Raw genomic sequence first — 18,210 nt, 5'->3', positions numbered from 1 at the left:
AATCACATGGACTGTCCATCTCAACGGCCACCCTCCTGATGCGGTCGGGATGGTGGCGATAAGGAGAAAATCATGAACCTCACCATCCTGAAAGAATTCTTCGCTGGATTCCTTCGTACCCGCCACATCGCCCGGCACTTTCGCCGCTTGGCCTTGCTGGACACCTTGGCCCAAACCGGCGTCAGCCGCGAGGTGCCCGCCACGCTCACCAAGACCTTGGTTGCTGCCGCCACCCGCAACACCGAGGCATTGCTCAAGCAGCTTGACAGCCATAGCGATGGCCTTTCCGAGACGCAGGTGCAGACCATCCGCGAGCGCGTCGGCCTCAACGAGGTCGAGCACGAAAAGCCGCTGCCGTGGTGGATGCATTTGTGGCACTGCTACCGCAATCCCTTCAACCTGCTGCTGACGCTGCTGGCCGCGATTTCCTATCTCACCGAGGACATGAAGGCAGCCCTCGTGATCGGCACGATGGTGGTGCTCTCTACGCTGCTGCGCTTCTGGCAGGAAGCCAAATCAAACAAGGCGGCCGATGCGCTCAAGGCGATGGTCAGCAACACTGCCACGGTGATCCGTCGCGACTTGTCCGAAGACGCCGCACCGGAAGCCGAGAACTTCTTTGGCGTCCATCTGCACGTCAAATTGGCGCAGCGTGTCGAGCTACCGATCAAGCTCTTGGTGCCGGGTGATGTAATCGTGCTGTCGGCAGGCGACATGATCCCGGCCGATTGCCGTCTGCTCACCGCCAAAGAACTTTTCGTGTCGCAAGCCGCCATGACTGGAGAGTCCATGCCGGTCGAGAAGTTCGCCGAGCAACGCGATGCAAGTGCGATCAATCCGCTGGAACTGGACAATATCCTGTTCATGGGCACCAACGTGGTGTCCGGCTCAGCCACGGCCGTCATCGTTGGGACGGGCAATGCCACTTATTTCGGGGCGCTGGCCAGCCGTGTCACCGCCACCGACCGCGCGCCGACTTCTTTCCAGTCAGGCGTGAACAAGGTGAGCTGGCTACTGATCCGCTTCATGTTCGTGATGTCGCCGCTGGTGCTCTTCATCAACGGCTTCACCAAAGGCGACTGGATGGAGGCGTTGCTGTTCGCGCTATCCATTGCTGTTGGCTTGACGCCGGAGATGCTGCCGATGATCGTCACCTCGACGCTGGCCAAGGGCGCAGTGTTCCTGTCGCGCAAGAAGGTCATCGTCAAGCGGCTCGACGCGATCCAGAACTTTGGCGCGATGGATATGCTCTGCACCGACAAGACTGGCACGCTGACGCAGGACAAAATTTTCCTGGCCCGCCATGTCGATGTCTGGGGCGAGGACTCCGACGATGTGCTGGAAATGGCCTATCTCAACAGCTACTACCAGACCGGCTTGAAGAACCTGCTGGACGTGGCTGTGCTGGAGCACGCCGAGGTGCATCGCGAGCTGGAAGTGGCGACTGCCTTTCGCAAGGTCGATGAGATCCCGTTCGATTTCACTCGCCGCCGCATGTCGGTGGTGGTGGCCGAGCACGATGCGCATCATTTGGTCATCACCAAAGGCGCGGTCGAGGAAATTCTGTCGGTCTGCACGCAGGTGCGCCACGGCGAGGCCGTCGAAGCGCTGACACCAGAACTGCTGGCCCGCATCCGCAACGTGACTGCTGATCTGAACGAAGAGGGCTTGCGCGTGGTGGCAGTGGCCGCCAAGGAGCTGCCGCCGACGCAAGAGGCCTATGGCGTGGCCGATGAACGCGAGCTGGTCCTGATCGGCTATGTCGCCTTCCTCGACCCTCCGAAGGAGTCCACCGCCCCGGCGCTGAAAGCGTTGGCCGAGCATGGCGTGGCGGTCAAGGTGCTGACGGGCGACAACGAGTTGGTCACGGCCAAGATTTGCCGCGAGGTGGGCCTGGAACAGCGAGGCGTGGTATTGGGCAGTGACATCGAGCGCATGGGCGATGCCGAACTGGCCCGCGCGGTCGAAGAGAACAACGTCTTTGCCAAGCTCACGCCTTCGCACAAGGAGCGAATCGTGCGCTTCCTGAAAGCCAACGGCCATGTGGTCGGTTTCATGGGCGACGGCATCAACGATGCCCCGGCGCTGCGCACGGCCGATATCGGCATCTCGGTGGACACGGCGGTGGACATCGCCAAGGAAGCGGCCGATGTCATCCTGCTGGAAAAAAGCCTGATGGTCCTGGAGGAAGGCGTGCTCGAAGGCCGCCGCACCTTCGCCAACATGCTCAAGTACATCAAGATGACGGCCAGCTCGAACTTCGGCAACGTGTTCTCGGTGCTGGTGGCCTCGGCGTTCATTCCGTTCCTGCCGATGCTGCCGATGCACCTCCTGGTGCAAAACCTGCTGTACGACATCTCGCAGATCGCCATCCCCTTCGACAACGTGGATGATGAACTGCTGCGTCAGCCGCAGCACTGGCAGCCGGGCGACATTGGCCGGTTCATGGTGTTTTTCGGGCCGATCAGCTCGGTCTTTGACATCACGACCTTCGCCATGATGTGGTTTGTCTTCGGAGCACAATCGCCGGAGCAGCAGACCTTGTTCCAGTCGGGCTGGTTCATCGTCGGCCTGCTGACGCAGACCCTGATCGTGCACATGATCCGCACGTCCAAGCTGCCCTTCATCCAGAGCCGTGCGGCGACGCCGCTGATGGTCATGACCGCCGTCATCATGGCGGTGGGCATCTTCCTGCCAATGGGGCCGCTGGCGCACTATTTCAAGCTGCAAGCCTTGCCGCCGTTGTACTTCGCCTTCCTGCCGCCGATTCTGTTGGCCTACATGGGGTTGACGCAGGCGATGAAGGGCATCTACAGCCGTCGTTGGGGTTGGCAATAAGAAGGCGAAGTTCGACGCATGGGTGAGCCTGGTCACGGCCTTTGTACTGGGCGGGCTCATCGGCTTCCCCTGGCTGTGTCAGATTAAGGCATATCTCAACCGGGTGTCCGGGCAAAGGCCGCGAATCACATCGAATTTGGGTTATTTCCGGCTTTGTCTGACGCGCCTAGTCAAACCTGTCAGGTTTCAACCTGACAGGTTTGTCGCTAGCGTGCTTTATTTTCCAAATTCTGAGGCGCCCCTTGTGCAGGTTGACGGGGGGTGAAACAACGCCGCATCCGGCGATGTGGAATGCCGGCTTCCATGAACTCTGCGCCTTCGGCGGCGAAGCCGAGTTTTTCGTAAAAACCCACAGCCTGTGTTTGGGCATGGAGCAGCAGCATTTGCTGCTGCTCTTGCTGTACTGCTTCTTCGAGCAACCGTTCCATCATCGCACGACCTACATCCTTGCCACGCCAGTCGGCGCGCACGGCCAAGCGGCCGATATGGCCATCGGGCAATAGCCGGCCGGTGCCAATCACTGCGCCAGCGCTGTCACAAGCGACGACATGGCGGCTTGCGGCATCAAATTCATCCCATTCCAGTGCCAGCGGCACGCCCTGTTCGACCACGAATACGGCTTCGCGCAGCGGCTTGGCCAGTGCACCGAGTTCATCCCAGGTACCGGTCGTGAGGCCAAATTCGACAATATTCACCGGCGTATAAACCGGCACTTGGTCGAACAGCGCGAGGAGATCGGCATTGCGCATGCGCACGCAGCCTATCGAGCCTGGCTCGCCCATGGCCACAGCATCGGGCGAGCCGTGGATGTAAATGTAGCGGCGCATAGTGTCAACATTACCCAGCCGGTTTTTGCCCGGCTCGGTGCCGGATAGCCAGAGGATGCGCGTCAAAATCCAGTCGCGGTTGGGAAATTTCGCGGCCAGATCGGGCGACCAGATTTCGCCCGTTGGCCGGCGGCGCACGAAGACCGTATTCACCGTTTCACCAGCGCCGACTTTTGCGCGGATGATGTGTCGCCCGCGTGGCGTGCAATAGCTGCCGCGTTGCTCGCCTGCGCCATTTTTTGCCGTCGATATGGCGTAACGAGTCAGCAGTATTCCCGTTGCATCATGCAGTTCCAGCGTCTGTTGCGGCAGGCTGATGCGAATCTGCATCTCAGGCCAGCTCTGTGCGGCTGCGTCGTGCAGCGAAAAAGCGCGACAGCAATTGTCCACATTCTTCCGCGAGCACACCGCCAGTAACCTCGGCATGATGGTTCAATCGCGTCTCACCGAATAAATCCAGCACGCTGCCTGCCACGCCGGTTTTCGGGTCGCGTGCACCGAACACCACACGCTTTATGCGCGCATGCATCATCGCCCCGGCGCACATCGCGCAGGGCTCCAGCGTCACATACAGCGTTGCGCCCGGCAGGCGGTAATTGCCCAGCCGAGTTGCTGCATCGCGCAGCGCCATGATTTCGGCATGCGCCGTCGGGTCGTGGCGGCCGATTGGCTGATTCCAGCCACGACCAATGACTGCGCCATCGAGCACCACCACCGCGCCAACCGGCACTTCGCCTGCGGCGCCTGCTTCGCGCGCCAGACTTAGCGCCCCGGTCATCCATAGTTCATCATCCATGCGCGAATTATGCCGACAAAAAGGCTTTTGCGTTGCGCTAACGCCCGCATTGCTGCCCAATAGCCAGTAAACTCCGCACTATTGAATCGCTGCTGAATCGCTTTTGAGGTATTGCATGAAGACTCCTGAACTCCTTGCCCCCGCAGGCTCGCTGAAAATGACGCGCACCGCGCTGGATTATGGCGCCACCGCCATTTATGCGGGCCAGCCACGCTATTCCATGCGCGTGCGCAACAATGATTTCGGCAAGATTGAAAACATGGCCGCAGGGATTGAACTGACCCACCAGCGTGGCGGCAAGTTTTATGTGGTGAGCAACATCGTGCCGCATAACGCCAAGCTCAAAACCTATCTGGCTGACATGGCGCCGGTGATTGCCTTGAAGCCCGATGCGCTGATCATGGCCGACCCCGGCCTGATGCTGATGATCCGTGAAACCTGGCCGGAGATGCCGATTCATCTGTCGGTGCAAGCCAATACGGTGAATTATGCCGCAGTGCGTTTCTGGCAAAGCATCGGTGTCTCACGGGTGATTTTGTCACGCGAATTATCCATCGATGAGATTGCTCAAATTCGCCAGGAATGTCCCGAGATGGAGCTCGAAGTCTTCGTCCATGGCGCGCTGTGCATCGCCTATTCCGGGCGTTGCCTGCTCTCGGGCTATTTCAACCACCGCGACCCGAATCAGGGCAGTTGCACCAATTCCTGCCGCTGGGACTACAAGGTGTTGCCCGCCAAAACTGATGGCGCGGGTGATATCAGTCTGTTGCATTCACAACCAACCACGATTCCCGTCATCAACGCCACGGAAAGTAGCAGCGGCTGTTGTAAAAGTGCGCAGCCGACAGAAAACCTCACGCGGCGCGTCAACCGGCCGGATGACGATGCCTGGCTGATCGAAGAAGCCACCCGCCCCGGCCAGTTGATGCCGATTGAAGAAGACGAACATGGCACCTACATTCTCAACTCAAAAGACCTGCGCGCCATTGAATATGTCGCACAATTAACCGAGCTGGGCATTGATTCGCTGAAAATCGAAGGCCGCACCAAATCGCCCTACTACGTCGCCCGCACCTGTCAGTCATATCGCCACGCTATCGATGATGCCGTTGCCGGCCGCCCCTTCAATGCCCGTCTGGTGGGTGACTTGGAAGGCTTGGCCAATCGCGGCTACACTGCCGGTTTTTATGACCGCCATCCCGACCGCGAGTACCAAAACTATCTCACCGGCCATTCTGAATCCAGCCGCAGTTTATATGTCGGCGACGTGTTGGGTTACGCTGCCGATGGCCTGGCCGAGGTCGAGGTAAAAAATCGCTTCAGCGTCGGCGATCGCATCGAGCTCATTCACCCCACAGGCAACAGCGAACACGTTCTGGCGCAAATAGTCGGCGCTGGTGACACGGCAATCAATGTCGCGCCGGGCAGTGGCCACCGGGTGCGTATCGCCTTGCCACCGGGGCGTGAAGGCGCATTTATCGCGCGTTTCGTGAATGAGCCAGGACCAGTCTAAAACTGCTGCTATCACGCGCGCTCACAGCATCATTGGCTGCCTGCACGTGATAGCATCACAGAATAATAAATAGCAAGGAGAGACAAGATGGATTACCTGCGATATTACGTTGTGTCATTGATGATGGTTGTTGGCATTGCCGGTTTTGCCCTGGGTGGTTATTGGCTGTGGGCAGGCTTGGGCACCTATGTTGTGCTCTTTATGCTGGCGATGCTGTCGGGCCCGGATCTTAAGCCCCGCGTGATTCATCACCCACGCCTGGCGGACATTCCCCTGTATTTACATCTGCTGCTACTCATCGCGCTCTACGCCACGTTTGCCTGGCGCGTGGGCGCTGGGCTGGGCCTGGCTTCCGGCTGGCCCACGGCGGCAGCACTCGTTGGCGGAATCGCTAGTCTGGTGTGGCTCACCGCTGCACCCAATGTGCCTGTGCTTCACGAACTCTGGCATCGACGCGATACTTTTTCGCGCTATGTCGGTAAGTTCATGAGCGCCTTTTTTGCCGATCTGCACCGCGATATTCCCCACACAGACACCCATCACCTGCACCTTGATACGCCGGAAGATGCGGATACCGGATACCGGGGCGAAAATGTCTATAAGTTCATGTGGCGCTGCACGAAACACAATTACCAAACCCTGTGGGCAAGCGAACGCAAGCGCCGCATCGCGCTGGGTATGCCATTTTTCAGTATCAAAAACCTGATTCTCTGGGAGATCGGTTCGGCCCTGCTGATTCCCCTGGTTGCCGGATTGATTGGTGGCTGGTTGGCGGCTTTGCTGGTTTTTGTAGCGCAAGTCCTCACCAAGTTTGCCGTAGAAGCACTTAACTATCTGCAACACTACGGCCTGGTACGCGTGCCAGGTTCAGCTATCGAAATTCAACATGCCTGGAACCATTTGAACTGGTGGGATCGCGTGGTCGGCTATGAAATCACCAACCATATTGATCACCACCGTGACGGTTTTTTGCGCTTCGATCAACTAAAACCCCATCCCGATGCGCCGCAAATGCCCAATGTGTTTCTCTGTGTCCTCTGCGCATTTATCCCGCCCCTCTGGTTCAAAGCCATCGCCATGCCGCGCCTGAAAAACTGGGATTTGCATTTTGCCAATACCGCTGAACGTGCGCTTGCACGCGAGGCCAACCGGCGCGCCGGTTGGCCCGATTGGCTAGCCGACGCGGGTCAGCCGATCGTAGGTGGTGCGGGCTTGCAGATCTGATGTATCTGATCCCGGCAACTGCCAATAGCTGCTGGCAGGGGAAAAATCTTGTTGCACTGCCTATCAATCAGAAAACAAGGAGGAAAGCATGAGCATAAAAAATTTAGGCTATCTGGGGTTTGGCGTTAAGGACGTCCAAGCATGGCGGACTTGTCTGGCCGCGAAGCTAGGGTTGATGGAAACCAGTTATACCGACGGCAACGCCCTCTTTCGCATGGATTCTCGCGCGTGGCGAATCGCTGTACACCCCGGTGAAGAGGATGATTTAGCCTACACCGGCTACGAAGTTGCCAATGCGGCGGCATTAGCGCAGATGACTGAACGGCTGCGTCAAGCAGGCGTTACCGTTACGATGGGTGATGCCGCGCTCGCAAAAAGGCGCGGCGTAGTAGATTTAATTTCCTTTACCGACCCGTTCGACCTGACTATCGAGCTATATTACGGCGCTACGGATGTCTTTGAGCAACCGTTTGTTTCTACCACAGGGGTGTCCGGCTTTCTTACGGGAGCGCAGGGTTTGGGGCATATTGTTCGGTGCGTTCCAGATGCGATCCAAACGCTGGATTTTTATACCAAGGTGCTCGGCTTTGAGTTATCAGACATTATCGATCTGACCCTTGGTCCCGACATGAAAACTCCACTCTACTTCCTGCATTGCAATGAGCGTCACCATACCTTTGCAATCGCTGCGCTGCCAGTGCCAAAGAAAATTCATCATTTCATGCTCGAAGCTTTATCGCTTGATGACGTCGGCTTCGCTTATGACCGCATCGGTCCAGATAACGTGATTACAACAACGCTAGGCAGACACACGAACGACCACATGTTTTCTTTCTACTCAAAAACCCCTTCGGGCATTGAAGTCGAGTTTGGATGGGGTGCCCGAACCGTTGATGACACGTGGTCTGTTACACGACACAACAGCACCAGTATGTGGGGTCACAAACCGGTTGGCAAGGGGGCATAGTCAAGCAGTTTCATCAGAAGGAATAAAGAAAGAAGACCTTTTATTTTAAAAACGTTAAATCAAGGGGATTAGATTGAGCGCTATACAGAGCAAACTTATCGATGCGGGTGGTATTAGAACGCGTTACATTGAGATGGGCGACGGCCCGCCGCTGCTACTCATTCACGGCGGCGGCGCGGGTGCGGATGGTGTTTCAAACTTTGCCCACTGCCTGCCTGTTTTTGGCAAACACATGCGAACGATAGCCGTCGACATGGTCGGCTTCGGAGAAACCGAGCAACCTGATCCAGCGACGTTCAACTACACCCAGCAGGCCCGAACTGACCATATCATCCACTTTATTGAAGCGATGAACCTGGGCCCTGTCGCGATTGTTGGCAACTCGATGGGTGGCACAACGGCTACGGGCGTTACGCTGCAACGGCCGGACTTGGTCAGCCAGCTTGTTCTGATGGGGGCGGCTGTCAATATGCCACTGGCACTCATCCGCGAGCGCGGACCGGTAATGGCACCGCTGGTTGCGTATGACGGCACAACAGATGGCATGCGGCGGATTATTGCCCTCCTTGCGCATGGCTATGAAGCCACCGAAGAGCAGATTGCTAGCCGGCAACGCTCTGCTAGCCGGCCAGCGGCCATCGCTGCCAATAAAGCGACGATGGGCTGGGTGCGCGAGAATGGTCTTTCTTATTCAGACGCTGAACTCGCATCGATCGCTTGCCCGGTGTTCATCATCGCGGGAAAGAATGATGTCATTATTACGCTAGATCGAACCCTTGATCTCATTGAAAAAATCCCCCAGGCCAGCGCTCATATCATTCCCGAATGTGGGCACTGGGTTATGATCGAACACCCAGAAGAGTTCACTCGCCAGACGCTGTGGTTTCTTGGCTATAAATAAATCCCCGAAAGTAATAAGGCCACGTTACAACTATAAAACGAGGAGTATTGAAGATGAATAAACCTGTTGAAGTGTCTACTGTGAATCGCTCCCAGCCCACTGCAAAGCCGGGTGAGCCCTGTGCGTACGAAGATGCAGAGCTGGGCTTCCGTAATCACTGGTACCCTGCCATGTTTAGCGCGGATGTCAGGGAAACCGAATTCAAGACGCTCACGATACTGGGCGAAGATATTCTGTTTAAACGCATTGATGGCCGCGTCTATGCTGTTCGTGATGAATGCCTTCATCGAGGTTTTCGTTTCTCGGCAAAGCCTGAATCCTTCACGAAAAATACGATTACATGCCACTTTCACGGCTTCACGTATAACCTGAAAAATGGCGATTTGATTGGCATTCCGTCGGATCCGGAAAGCAAACTCATCGGCAAATTGAAGTTGCATTCTTATCCTGTTGAAGAAGTCAAAGGCATGTTGTTTGTTTTCATTGGTGACATCGATCCCCCACCACTCGCAGATGATCTGCAACCAGGGTTTCTTGATGCGGATGTGCATGTTGTTCCATTTCATAAAGAAGAAGTCCATTCAAACTGGCGGATCGCGGCTGACTCTGCTTCAGAGTTCAACCATGTCTTCATGCACAAGGATGATTTTTTGCTTAAATATTGGAAACAGCCGCTACCGCTGGTCGAAATGCCCAAAGGCGATAATCCCTACGAGGGTTATGTTCCTCTTGAAGGTTCTGGACCTAAAGGGTTTAAAGACGTTTTTCGGGAGGTTGTCCCCGTGTTTGAATACAAGATCGAATGCGAAGGCGAGGTGGGTGTCGTCCGCTCTGCCTTTAATCCACAAACGGAGCAAGGCAGTATTCCCTTCGGACAAATGGAAGCAGTGCTCGTGTTGCCGTGCGGGCTAAGCATCGGCCCTTGGGGATCGGAGCCTGGCTCTCTTGTGGGAGAGTATGTTCACTATGAATGGTATGTACCCATCGATGAAACGCATCACCGCTATATCATCGCGTGGGGCAAGAAGGTTTCCTCAGAAGGAGAGGCACTCAAGGCCGAGCATGATGTGAGAACCCGATGGTCTTATTTCGAATATGAGGGTTTCAATAAAAGTGATGTGCTTGCCAATGAAGGCACGCAACGCGCCTACTCTGAAGCGGGGTACGCTTTTGGCGAGAAAGAAAATCTTTCCCGTATCGACGGCTATTGCTTGATGTGGCGTCGTATGGCGGCCAAACATAATCGCGGCAGACAGGTTCGTTACGGCGGGAAAAAGTAAACAATTTCCGAAAATACCCATTGTTCGGCCCAGAGATGATGTCGCTGGGCCGATTTCTTTTGTTCAAAGGTGAGAAAAAATGAGTTGGGAAGCTATCTGTCTGGTGAGCGCATTACCGGTCAATGAAATTCAGGAATTCATCACGAGCGACAGCTCATCCGTCATTATCTTCCGAGATACAGCTAATCAAATCAAGGTATATCAAGGCTTGTGCCCTCACCAAAGGCGATCCTTGGCCGATGGTTACCTGAGCAATAGCCTGCTCACCTGTGCCGCACACATGTGGCAATTTGATTTGCAAAATGGCCAGGGAGTTAACGGTACCGACCACGATCTTGCTGATTACCCCACTAAAACTGACGGTGATCAGCTGTTGATTGACACTTCATCGGTTGAAGCAAATAGCTTGTGGTGATCGGCAAAGAATCAACAAACAGTCGTCCTGACACGCACCCTCTCCTCATCATTCGATAAAGCATAGGTAGGTAGAATAAGCTCCTGTTTAAATTTCTTATTGACTCGATTACTTTACTCACACCCCTAGTACCTAACACTTATGGCTCAATACGTTTTCACCATGAATCGCGTCGGCAAGATCGTGCCGCCGAAACGTCAGATTCTCAAAGATATCTCTCTTTCCTTCTTTCCCGGTGCCAAGATTGGTTTGCTGGGCTTGAATGGCTCTGGTAAATCGACTGTGCTGAAAATTATGGCAGGCATTGATAAAGATATCATCGGCGAAGCCATACCGATGCCGAACCTCAACATCGGCTATCTGCCACAGGAACCGCAGTTGGACCCGAACAAAACCGTACGTGAAGAAGTTGAATCCGGCATGGGTGAAGTGATGGCCGCGCAAGCCAAGCTCGAAGTCATCTACGCCGCCTACGCCGAGCCGGATGCCGACTTTGACAAGCTCGCCGAAGAACAAGCGCGGCTCGAAGCCATCCTTTCCACTGCCGGAAGCGACACCGAACACCAGCTTGATCTGGCCGCTGACGCCCTGCGCCTGCCGCCGTGGGATGCCATAATCAAAAATCTCTCCGGCGGTGAAAAGCGTCGCGTGGCCTTGTGCAAACTGCTGCTCTCGCGCCCCGACATGCTGCTGCTCGATGAGCCGACCAACCACCTCGATGCGGAATCGGTGGAATGGCTGGAACAGTTCCTCACCCGCTTCCCCGGCACCGTGGTGGCTGTCACCCACGATCGTTACTTTTTAGATAATGCCGCCGAATGGATACTCGAACTCGACCGCGGCCAGGGTATCCCGTGGAAGGGCAATTATTCAAGCTGGCTGGAGCAAAAAGAAGCGCGGCTGGAAACCGAGTCCAAGCAGCAGGACGCCCGCATGAAGGCTATGAAGCAAGAACTCGAATGGGTGCGCAGCAACCCGAAGGCGCGTCAGGCCAAGAGTAAATCACGCCTCGCGCGCTTCAATGAGCTTTCCAACGAGGAATACCAAAAGCGTAACGAAACGCAGGAAATCTTCATCCCCGTGGCCGAGCGGCTGGGCGACAAGGTGATCGAATTTCACAGCGTCAGCAAAGGCTTTGGTGAACGCCTGCTGATCGATAATCTCTCCTTCACCGTGCCACCCGGCGCGATTGTCGGCATCATCGGCCCCAATGGCGCGGGTAAATCCACCCTGTTCAAAATGATTACCGGCCAGGACAAACCAGATTCAGGCGATGTCGTCATCGGCCCTACGGTGAAAATTTCCTACGTCGACCAAAGTCGTGATTGTCTCGATGGCACGAAAACCGTCTTCGACGAACTCGCCGGTAGCGCGGACATCCTCACTATCGGCAAGATCGAGCTATCCAGTCGCGCCTACATCGGCCGCTTCAACTTCAAGGGTGGTGATCAGCAAAAACTGGTGGGCAATCTCTCCGGCGGCGAACGCGGACGGCTGCATCTGGCCAAAACCCTGATGACGGGCGGCAATGTGCTGCTGCTCGATGAACCCTCCAACGATCTGGACGTGGAAACCCTGCGTGCGCTGGAAGAGGCGCTGCTCGAATTTGCCGGTTGCGCGTTGGTGATTTCACACGACCGGTGGTTCCTTGATCGCATCTGTACCCATATCCTCGCCGCCGAAGGCGATTCGCAATGGAGCTTCTTCGCCGGCAATTATCAGGAATACGAGGAAGACAAACGCAAGCGCCTGGGCGAAGAAGGAGCGAAACCGAAGCGGATACGCTATAAGCCGGTGACGCGCTGATGCATCCGAAAAAAGTCGGCGCTGACGAAACGGTGAACATCGTGATCTTCCCCTTATTCACTCGCTCGTTGACGCCAACATCTTGCCGCGTACCGCCAGATTTGTCGGCGAATTTTAGGGTGTCTGCTTAACATTGGGCATCACAACCCACGCAACTACTCCTCTGGAGCGTTCAATGATTAAAACCTTTCTCGGTAGTTGCCTGCGGGGCCGTTCGATTCGAAGCCGAGATTGACCTCAGCCTGGGCACGAACAAATGCAACGGCTCAATCTGCACGAAGACACGGAATTGGAACACAATCATCAAACCCGGCGAATTCCAGCTACTGTCTGGCGAGCGCGATCTGAGCGATTACCAGTTCAACCAGCATGTCGGCACCATCTCTTTTGCAAGCACTGCGGGGGGGCGTTCCTTCGCGCGCGGGTACGTGGAAGCGATTGGAAGTGACTACGTGACTGTGCAGCTAGCAGCCCTCGATAACGCCGACCCGATGGAACTAATTGAAGCGCCGGTGCGCATCGCCGACGGTCGACACAACAACTGGGGCATGACTCCGGCCGAGACCCGGCACCTATAGAGAAAGGGAGAGGAAGGGAGGACTATGCCATCAGCGCACGCTCGCCAGTGACGTCCAACCCATCCTCCAGGCGGACAGCCACCGGCAGCAGGTCTGTGCCGCTTAAGTCAACCGTTGAGGCTGTAGAAAACCCGATTTTCTGACGAAATGTCTTCACCCCAAAACGCGACTTGTGCCGCGTTTTTTATTGAGATTCTGAATTTAAGTGAGTCGCTAAGTGAGTCGATAGTCGGCGGTGGTGACACGGTGAAAGCCGCTAAAAAGGCGCCAGTTATCTGGGCACCCAACCACCACATACCGGGAAAATCTGCCCGACAAAGCAATTGGCGGCATCCGAACATAAATAGGCGGCAAAACTCGCGTCTTCCTCGGCAGATACCAGTCGTCCCAGCGGAACTTCCCATTTGATACGTTCTTGAAACGCGGGTAAGGCTTGCACTTCAGGGGGGAAATACGTGGGGTTTTCCACCAGATTTTGCGCAATGGCATTGATCTGAATTTTATGCGGCGCCATTTCAACGCCCAAGGCCTGGATATAGGCTAACTGAGCACCACGGGCGGCGCTGTAAGTGCTGCGCCGTTTCATGCCACGCAAGGCCGACGCACTACCCATGAGTAAGATCTTCCCTGCCTGCCGCGCGATCATTTGTGGCAGCACGGCACGTACAAGGTGCGGCAGCGGCGTCACCAGATGCGCAAAAACGGTATCCCATTCTTCATCGGTAACCTCAACCGCCTGAGTGTTTGGTGCCGGGATGGCCAGATTGGCAACCAGAACATCAATTTGCGCAGCCTTCTGCACAAGAAGTGCAATGCGATCTGGGGTTAACAGTGGCCCGGTATCGGCAATCACTTCTGCACCGCATTTTGTCAGTACTTCACATAAAACCGGCCCCATAAATGCATCGGCCTGGGTCACGAGAATACGTTTCCCCTGTAAATCAACAAGGTTCATCATGGCATTCCTTTCAAAAAGTCGGCGCTGGCAATACGGCAAGAAAAGCGGCAAGAAAAGCTGACTACACGCGCCACCCAGGATTTATACTACAGCAAGATTGATTTTTATCATGCGAAAGGAAAAACCATGGCACGTGTCGTCCGTTTTCATCAAACTGGTGGCCCCGAAGTTTTGCAACTCGAAGATGAACCACAGCAAAAACCGGGGGTTGGCGAAGCCCGTATTCGTATCCAGAGCATCGGTTTGAATCGCGCTGAAGCAGCTTTTCGCTCCGGCACTTATCTTGAAAAACCCGTGTTGCCCTCCCGCATCGGCTATGAAGCGGCAGGTGTCATCGATGAACTGGGTGAGCCTTCCAGCGAATTTAAAGTAGGCGATGCGGTTTCCATTCTGCCCACCTTTTCAATGACACGCTATGGTGTGGCGGCTGAAGAAGCCATTGTGCCAATAGACTCCCTCATTCTGCGTCCGGCAGAACTGGATACCCTGACGGCTTCAGCCGTCTGGATGCCTTATCTCACCGCCTGGGGCGGGCTGCATGAAATTCACTCGCTCACCACCGGAGGTGCGGCGCTGATCACGGCTGCTTCCAGCAGCGTGGGCTTGGCGGCGATTGAAGTGGTTAATCGTATTGGCGGGGTTTCCATTGCCATCACACGAACCAACGAAAAACGTGACGCACTGCTCGCCGCTGGCGCGCAGCATGTCATTGCCATGAGCGAGGATGATTTAGCCGAGCGGGTTGCCGCCATCACCCGGGGTCAAGGTGCTCGCGTCGTTTTCGACCCCATTGCCGGGCCGGGCGTAGTGCCGCTCGCGGATGCGCTGGGTTACGGCGGCGAAGTCATTGTGTATGGCAACCTCAGTGGCCGCGCGCATGAAACCCCCTTCCCCTATCGTGCTGCCATGAAAAATGGCGTGCGCATGCGCGGGTATTTTGTTATTCAGGATCTCGCGGATAAAACCAAACGACGCCGTGCCGCCGAATTTGTCTTGTCGGGGCTGAAAGATCGCTCCTTAAAACCGACCATCGCCAAAACTTTTCCGCTGGATCAGATCGTTGCCGCGCACCGCTATCTTGAAGCAGGCCAACAGATCGGGAAGATCGTGGTCACGGTGCCGTAACGACTTTATAACCTTCGAAAACGCAACAAGATTCACCTTGTTCTCGTCAAATTTCAAGGAATGATCATGCAAGTTAAAGCGGCAGTCGCCTACAAATCCGGCACCCCGTTATCCATCGAAACCGTCGAACTGGCTGGCCCGAAAGCGGGCGAAGTGCTGGTAGAAATCAAAGCGTCCGGCGTGTGCCACACCGATGCGTTCACCTTGTCGGGCGATGACCCCGAAGGCATTTTTCCGGCGATTCTCGGCCATGAAGGGGCTGGCGTGGTGGTCGAGGTGGGCGCTGGGGTGGCTAGCGTGAAGCCCGGGGATCATGTGATTCCGCTGTACACCCCCGAGTGCCGTCAGTGCGAATATTGTCTGTCGCAAAAGACCAATCTTTGCCAGGCGATACGCACCACACAAGGTCAGGGCGTCATGCCCGATGGCACCAGCCGCTTCAGCTTGCAGGGTAAACCCATTTTTCATTACATGGGTACATCGACCTTTGCGCAATATACGGTGATGCCGGAAATTTCCGTCGCTAAAATCCGTGAGGATGCCCCGTTTGACAAGGTCTGCTATATCGGCTGCGGCGTGACCACCGGCATCGGCGCGGTGATCAATACGGCCAAGGTGCAGCCGGGGGACCGTGTCGTGGTGTTCGGACTGGGCGGTATCGGGCTGAATGTGATTCAGGGTGCGCGCATGGTGGGCGCGAGCATGATCATTGGCGTGGATGTCAATCCGTCTCGCCAGGTGCTGGCGGAAAAATTCGGCATGACGCACTTTGTGAATCCGCGTGAAGTCGACGGCGATCTGGTCGCCTATCTGGTCAGCCTGACCAAGGGTGGCGCGGATCACAGCTTTGAATGCGTGGGCAATGTGGATCTGATGCGCCAGGCGCTGGAGTGCTGTCATAAAGGCTGGGGCGTAAGCACGATTGTCGGCGTGGCCGGTGCGGGCAAGGAAATTTCCACCCGTCCCTTTCAACTGGTGACCGGCCGCGTCTGGAAAGGCTCAGCCTTTGGCGGTGCCCGAGGCCGCACGGATGTACCCAGGATTGTCGATTGGTATATGGAAGGCAAGATCAATATTGACGATCTGATTACCCATGTAATGCCGATTGAGCAAATTAACGAGGCCTTCGATCTGATGCACGAGGGCAAATCGATTCGTTCTGTGGTGACGTTTTAACCATCCACTGATTCGTCAAGCTCTACATACTATGGATGAAAAAACAGCCACTAGCTCAATTGGTTTAGCTAGTGGCTGTTTTTTCATCAAAATCACTACAACCGCGATATTAACTTATACGATTACTTCCAGTCTTCAGCAATCATCTGCGCACCACGCCAAGCAATCGCCATGGTGGCTGCATGCGTATGAGCTGAAACGACCATTGGCATAATCGACGCATCAATTACACGCAGTCCCGATGTACCGCGAACGCGAAGGCGCTCATCAACCACTGCATCTTCACCTTGACCCATTTTGCAACTACCTACGGGATGATAGACAGATCCACCATAGTCAAGATAGTACTGTTTCGCATCCTCATCTGACTTAACAGTATCAGCTGGATAGGTCTCAAAAGAAATTAAATCAGCAATAGGTTTTGTCTCAGCAATTTTGCGAATTGCCTTGACGAGTTTCGGGCCATAGGCAAGGTCTTCCGGATGTGTGAGTATTCTTGGACGAATAATGGGTTTGTCTTTCGGATCAGCGGAGCGAATCATTATCTCGCCACGGCTCTTGGGTCTTAATTGATAGCCTAAGAACATAATCCCATGTTCATTTTCGACATCCATGCTGACTTTACCTGGCTTGGTCGACAACGGCGCCATCATGATTTCGATATCCGGCCGATCGAGCGCCGGGTCAGTCTTTAGAAAGGACACGACATCGTGTGAACCAGTGGACATGATGCCTTTGGAGGTGAAGAGGTAATACAGCAGATTTTTGATCAGCCCCAGCCCTTTTAGGCCAGGGTTAATGCTGACCGGTTTGTTAATGCGATATTGCACGGCAAGCATCCGATGATCATGTAGATTTTGACCAACGCCAGGCAGATCCACTATTACGGGAATATTGAGTTTTTGAAGATATTCTTTAGGACCAACGCCGGACAATTGAAGCAATTTGGGTGATTCCAGCGTACCCGCGCTCACGATCAACTCTTTGCGGACCTTGATCTCATAGGTACCTTGGGGATATTTCACCAATACACCCGTGGCCTTGTTGCCTGTAAACAGAATTTTCTGCGCTTCGGTTTGTGAGAAAACACGAAAGTTTGGGCGATTTTTAATGGGATTGATAAACGCAGTTGCGGCATCCATGCGCTTACCATCTTTGATGGTGTAAGAAGCATAACCAACACCTTCATTATCCGGGCGGTTAGTGTCTTCACGGCGCGGCAGGCCCATATTCACCATACTATCGATCACTGCATCGCACACAGGGTGCGGATTATGATGCCGCGAAATATGTAGCGGGCCGCCCACGCCACGCACCTCGTCTTCGCCCATTTCGTGGTCTTCAAATGCTTTAAAGCAAGGCGCAATGTGTTTCCAGCCCCAACCGGAATTGCCCATGCCTTCCCAGTCATCGAAATCTTTTGCTTGCCCCCGGGTGTAAAACAAGCCGTTGACTGAGCTACAGCCACCCATCAACTTGCCACGCCCCCATGAATCTGAAATACCGCCGGTACCAGGCTCAGGTTCTGTCTCGAATCGCGACACATATTTATCGTCAAACATCAGTTGCCCAAAGCCTTTGGGCATACGTAATAGAAAGTTATGTAGGTCTAGACCACTTTCGATAATGACTACTTGGTCCGTGCTCTTTTCACTGAGCCTGTTAGCCAGCACGCAACCCGCTGAACCTGCGCCGACAATCAGAAAATCACATTCAATCGTGCGTTGGTCATCCATATCCTGTCCTCTGTTTTATGTATTTAATATTTCAAACGCATTGATTCTATAGCTATTAGGGGGTGAACGG

At 55.0% G+C, this 18,210-nt stretch carries 14 protein-coding genes and 1 pseudogene; 10 read left to right on the top strand and 5 right to left on the bottom strand.

What is annotated here, in order from left to right; translation table 11 throughout:
- The first annotated feature begins 72 nt into the window (after positions 1–72).
- On the top strand, positions 73–2,838 hold the full coding sequence (gene mgtA, locus PG1C_RS07685) for a magnesium-translocating P-type ATPase (protein WP_202634246.1): 2,766 nt from the start codon (positions 73–75) through the stop codon (positions 2,836–2,838).
- A gap of 206 nt (positions 2,839–3,044) precedes the next feature.
- Here mgtA and PG1C_RS14585 read toward each other — a convergent pair whose 3' ends face one another.
- The 3 genes and pseudogenes from PG1C_RS14585 to tadA form a co-directional block, all read right to left on the bottom strand.
- Positions 3,045–3,434 carry a GNAT family N-acetyltransferase gene (locus PG1C_RS14585; protein ID WP_348539355.1) on the bottom strand — a complete coding sequence of 130 codons (390 nt, stop codon included), beginning with the start codon at positions 3,432–3,434 and terminating at the stop codon, positions 3,045–3,047.
- Between the two features lie 84 nt (positions 3,435–3,518).
- A pseudogene (locus tag PG1C_RS14580) lies at positions 3,519–3,995 on the bottom strand (L,D-transpeptidase family protein); the annotation flags it as partial.
- 1 nt (position 3,996) lies between these two features.
- Positions 3,997–4,461, bottom strand: coding sequence for a tRNA adenosine(34) deaminase TadA (tadA, locus tag PG1C_RS07675; RefSeq protein ID WP_202634245.1), 465 nt, complete (start codon positions 4,459–4,461; stop codon positions 3,997–3,999).
- 115 nt (positions 4,462–4,576) lie between these two features.
- Here tadA and trhP point away from each other — a divergent pair, with 115 nt between their 5' ends.
- The 7 genes from trhP to ettA all read left to right on the top strand — a co-directional run bounded on the left by trhP (position 4,577) and on the right by ettA (position 12,567).
- Entirely contained in the window at positions 4,577–5,974 is a 1,398-nt protein-coding gene (trhP, locus tag PG1C_RS07670) for a prephenate-dependent tRNA uridine(34) hydroxylase TrhP (protein ID WP_202634244.1), read from the top strand.
- 87 nt (positions 5,975–6,061) lie between these two features.
- The gene (locus PG1C_RS07665; protein WP_202634243.1) at positions 6,062–7,198 is read left to right on the top strand and encodes a fatty acid desaturase; all 1,137 of its coding nucleotides are present in this window, start codon (positions 6,062–6,064) and stop codon (positions 7,196–7,198) included.
- Between the two features lie 88 nt (positions 7,199–7,286).
- Positions 7,287–8,165, top strand: a complete 879-nt coding sequence (gene bphC, locus PG1C_RS07660) for a biphenyl-2,3-diol 1,2-dioxygenase (protein ID WP_202634242.1) — start codon at positions 7,287–7,289, stop codon at positions 8,163–8,165.
- 73 nt (positions 8,166–8,238) lie between these two features.
- Positions 8,239–9,066, top strand: a complete 828-nt coding sequence (locus tag PG1C_RS07655; RefSeq protein ID WP_202634241.1) for an alpha/beta fold hydrolase — start codon at positions 8,239–8,241, stop codon at positions 9,064–9,066.
- Between the two features lie 53 nt (positions 9,067–9,119).
- Positions 9,120–10,346, top strand: coding sequence for a Rieske 2Fe-2S domain-containing protein (locus PG1C_RS07650; RefSeq protein WP_202634240.1), 1,227 nt, complete (start codon positions 9,120–9,122; stop codon positions 10,344–10,346).
- Positions 10,347–10,425: 79 nt separating this feature from the next.
- Positions 10,426–10,761, top strand: coding sequence for a Rieske 2Fe-2S domain-containing protein (locus tag PG1C_RS07645; RefSeq protein ID WP_202634239.1), 336 nt, complete (start codon positions 10,426–10,428; stop codon positions 10,759–10,761).
- 141 nt (positions 10,762–10,902) lie between these two features.
- Positions 10,903–12,567 carry an energy-dependent translational throttle protein EttA gene (ettA, locus tag PG1C_RS07640; protein WP_202634238.1) on the top strand — a complete coding sequence of 555 codons (1,665 nt, stop codon included), beginning with the start codon at positions 10,903–10,905 and terminating at the stop codon, positions 12,565–12,567.
- An 849-nt stretch (positions 12,568–13,416) separates the two neighbouring features.
- Here ettA and PG1C_RS07635 read toward each other — a convergent pair.
- Positions 13,417–14,103 carry an SDR family oxidoreductase gene (locus PG1C_RS07635; protein WP_237218107.1) on the bottom strand — a complete coding sequence of 229 codons (687 nt, stop codon included), beginning with the start codon at positions 14,101–14,103 and terminating at the stop codon, positions 13,417–13,419.
- Between the two features lie 126 nt (positions 14,104–14,229).
- Between PG1C_RS07635 and PG1C_RS07630 the strand changes: the two genes are divergently transcribed.
- Both PG1C_RS07630 and PG1C_RS07625 read left to right on the top strand, forming a co-directional pair.
- Positions 14,230–15,228, top strand: coding sequence for a zinc-dependent alcohol dehydrogenase family protein (locus PG1C_RS07630; RefSeq protein ID WP_202634237.1), 999 nt, complete (start codon positions 14,230–14,232; stop codon positions 15,226–15,228).
- A 66-nt stretch (positions 15,229–15,294) separates the two neighbouring features.
- On the top strand, positions 15,295–16,404 hold the full coding sequence (locus tag PG1C_RS07625) for an S-(hydroxymethyl)glutathione dehydrogenase/class III alcohol dehydrogenase (protein ID WP_202634236.1): 1,110 nt from the start codon (positions 15,295–15,297) through the stop codon (positions 16,402–16,404).
- A 122-nt stretch (positions 16,405–16,526) separates the two neighbouring features.
- On the opposite strand, the gene PG1C_RS07620 is transcribed toward PG1C_RS07625, so the two are convergent.
- Positions 16,527–18,140, bottom strand: a complete 1,614-nt coding sequence (locus PG1C_RS07620) for a GMC family oxidoreductase (RefSeq protein ID WP_202634235.1) — start codon at positions 18,138–18,140, stop codon at positions 16,527–16,529.
- Between the last annotated feature and the right edge of the window lie 70 nt (positions 18,141–18,210).

The organism is Rugosibacter aromaticivorans, from assembly GCF_000934545.1.
Classification (GTDB): Bacteria; Pseudomonadota; Gammaproteobacteria; order Burkholderiales; family Rhodocyclaceae; genus Rugosibacter; species Rugosibacter aromaticivorans.
The sequence above is the reverse complement of the archived record's forward strand: the minus strand, read 5'-3'. Positions and strand labels throughout refer to the sequence as shown.

Bases quoted from the DNA above. Each gene is read 5' to 3' on its own strand.
- PG1C_RS07650 (WP_202634240.1), top strand. From the start codon at position 9,120: ATGAATAAACCTGTTGAAGTGTCTACTGTGAATCGCTCCCAGCCCACT.
- trhP (WP_202634244.1), top strand. From the start codon at position 4,577: ATGAAGACTCCTGAACTCCTTGCCCCCGCAGGCTCGCTGAAAATGACG.
- PG1C_RS07630 (WP_202634237.1), top strand. From the start codon at position 14,230: ATGGCACGTGTCGTCCGTTTTCATCAAACTGGTGGCCCCGAAGTTTTG.
- bphC (WP_202634242.1), top strand. From the start codon at position 7,287: ATGAGCATAAAAAATTTAGGCTATCTGGGGTTTGGCGTTAAGGACGTC.
- PG1C_RS07635 (WP_237218107.1), bottom strand. From the start codon at position 14,103: ATGATGAACCTTGTTGATTTACAGGGGAAACGTATTCTCGTGACCCAG.
- tadA (WP_202634245.1), bottom strand. From the start codon at position 4,461: ATGGATGATGAACTATGGATGACCGGGGCGCTAAGTCTGGCGCGCGAA.
- PG1C_RS07620 (WP_202634235.1), bottom strand. From the start codon at position 18,140: ATGGATGACCAACGCACGATTGAATGTGATTTTCTGATTGTCGGCGCA.
- PG1C_RS07625 (WP_202634236.1), top strand. From the start codon at position 15,295: ATGCAAGTTAAAGCGGCAGTCGCCTACAAATCCGGCACCCCGTTATCC.
- ettA (WP_202634238.1), top strand. From the start codon at position 10,903: ATGGCTCAATACGTTTTCACCATGAATCGCGTCGGCAAGATCGTGCCG.
- PG1C_RS07665 (WP_202634243.1), top strand. From the start codon at position 6,062: ATGGATTACCTGCGATATTACGTTGTGTCATTGATGATGGTTGTTGGC.
- mgtA (WP_202634246.1), top strand. From the start codon at position 73: ATGAACCTCACCATCCTGAAAGAATTCTTCGCTGGATTCCTTCGTACC.
- PG1C_RS07645 (WP_202634239.1), top strand. From the start codon at position 10,426: ATGAGTTGGGAAGCTATCTGTCTGGTGAGCGCATTACCGGTCAATGAA.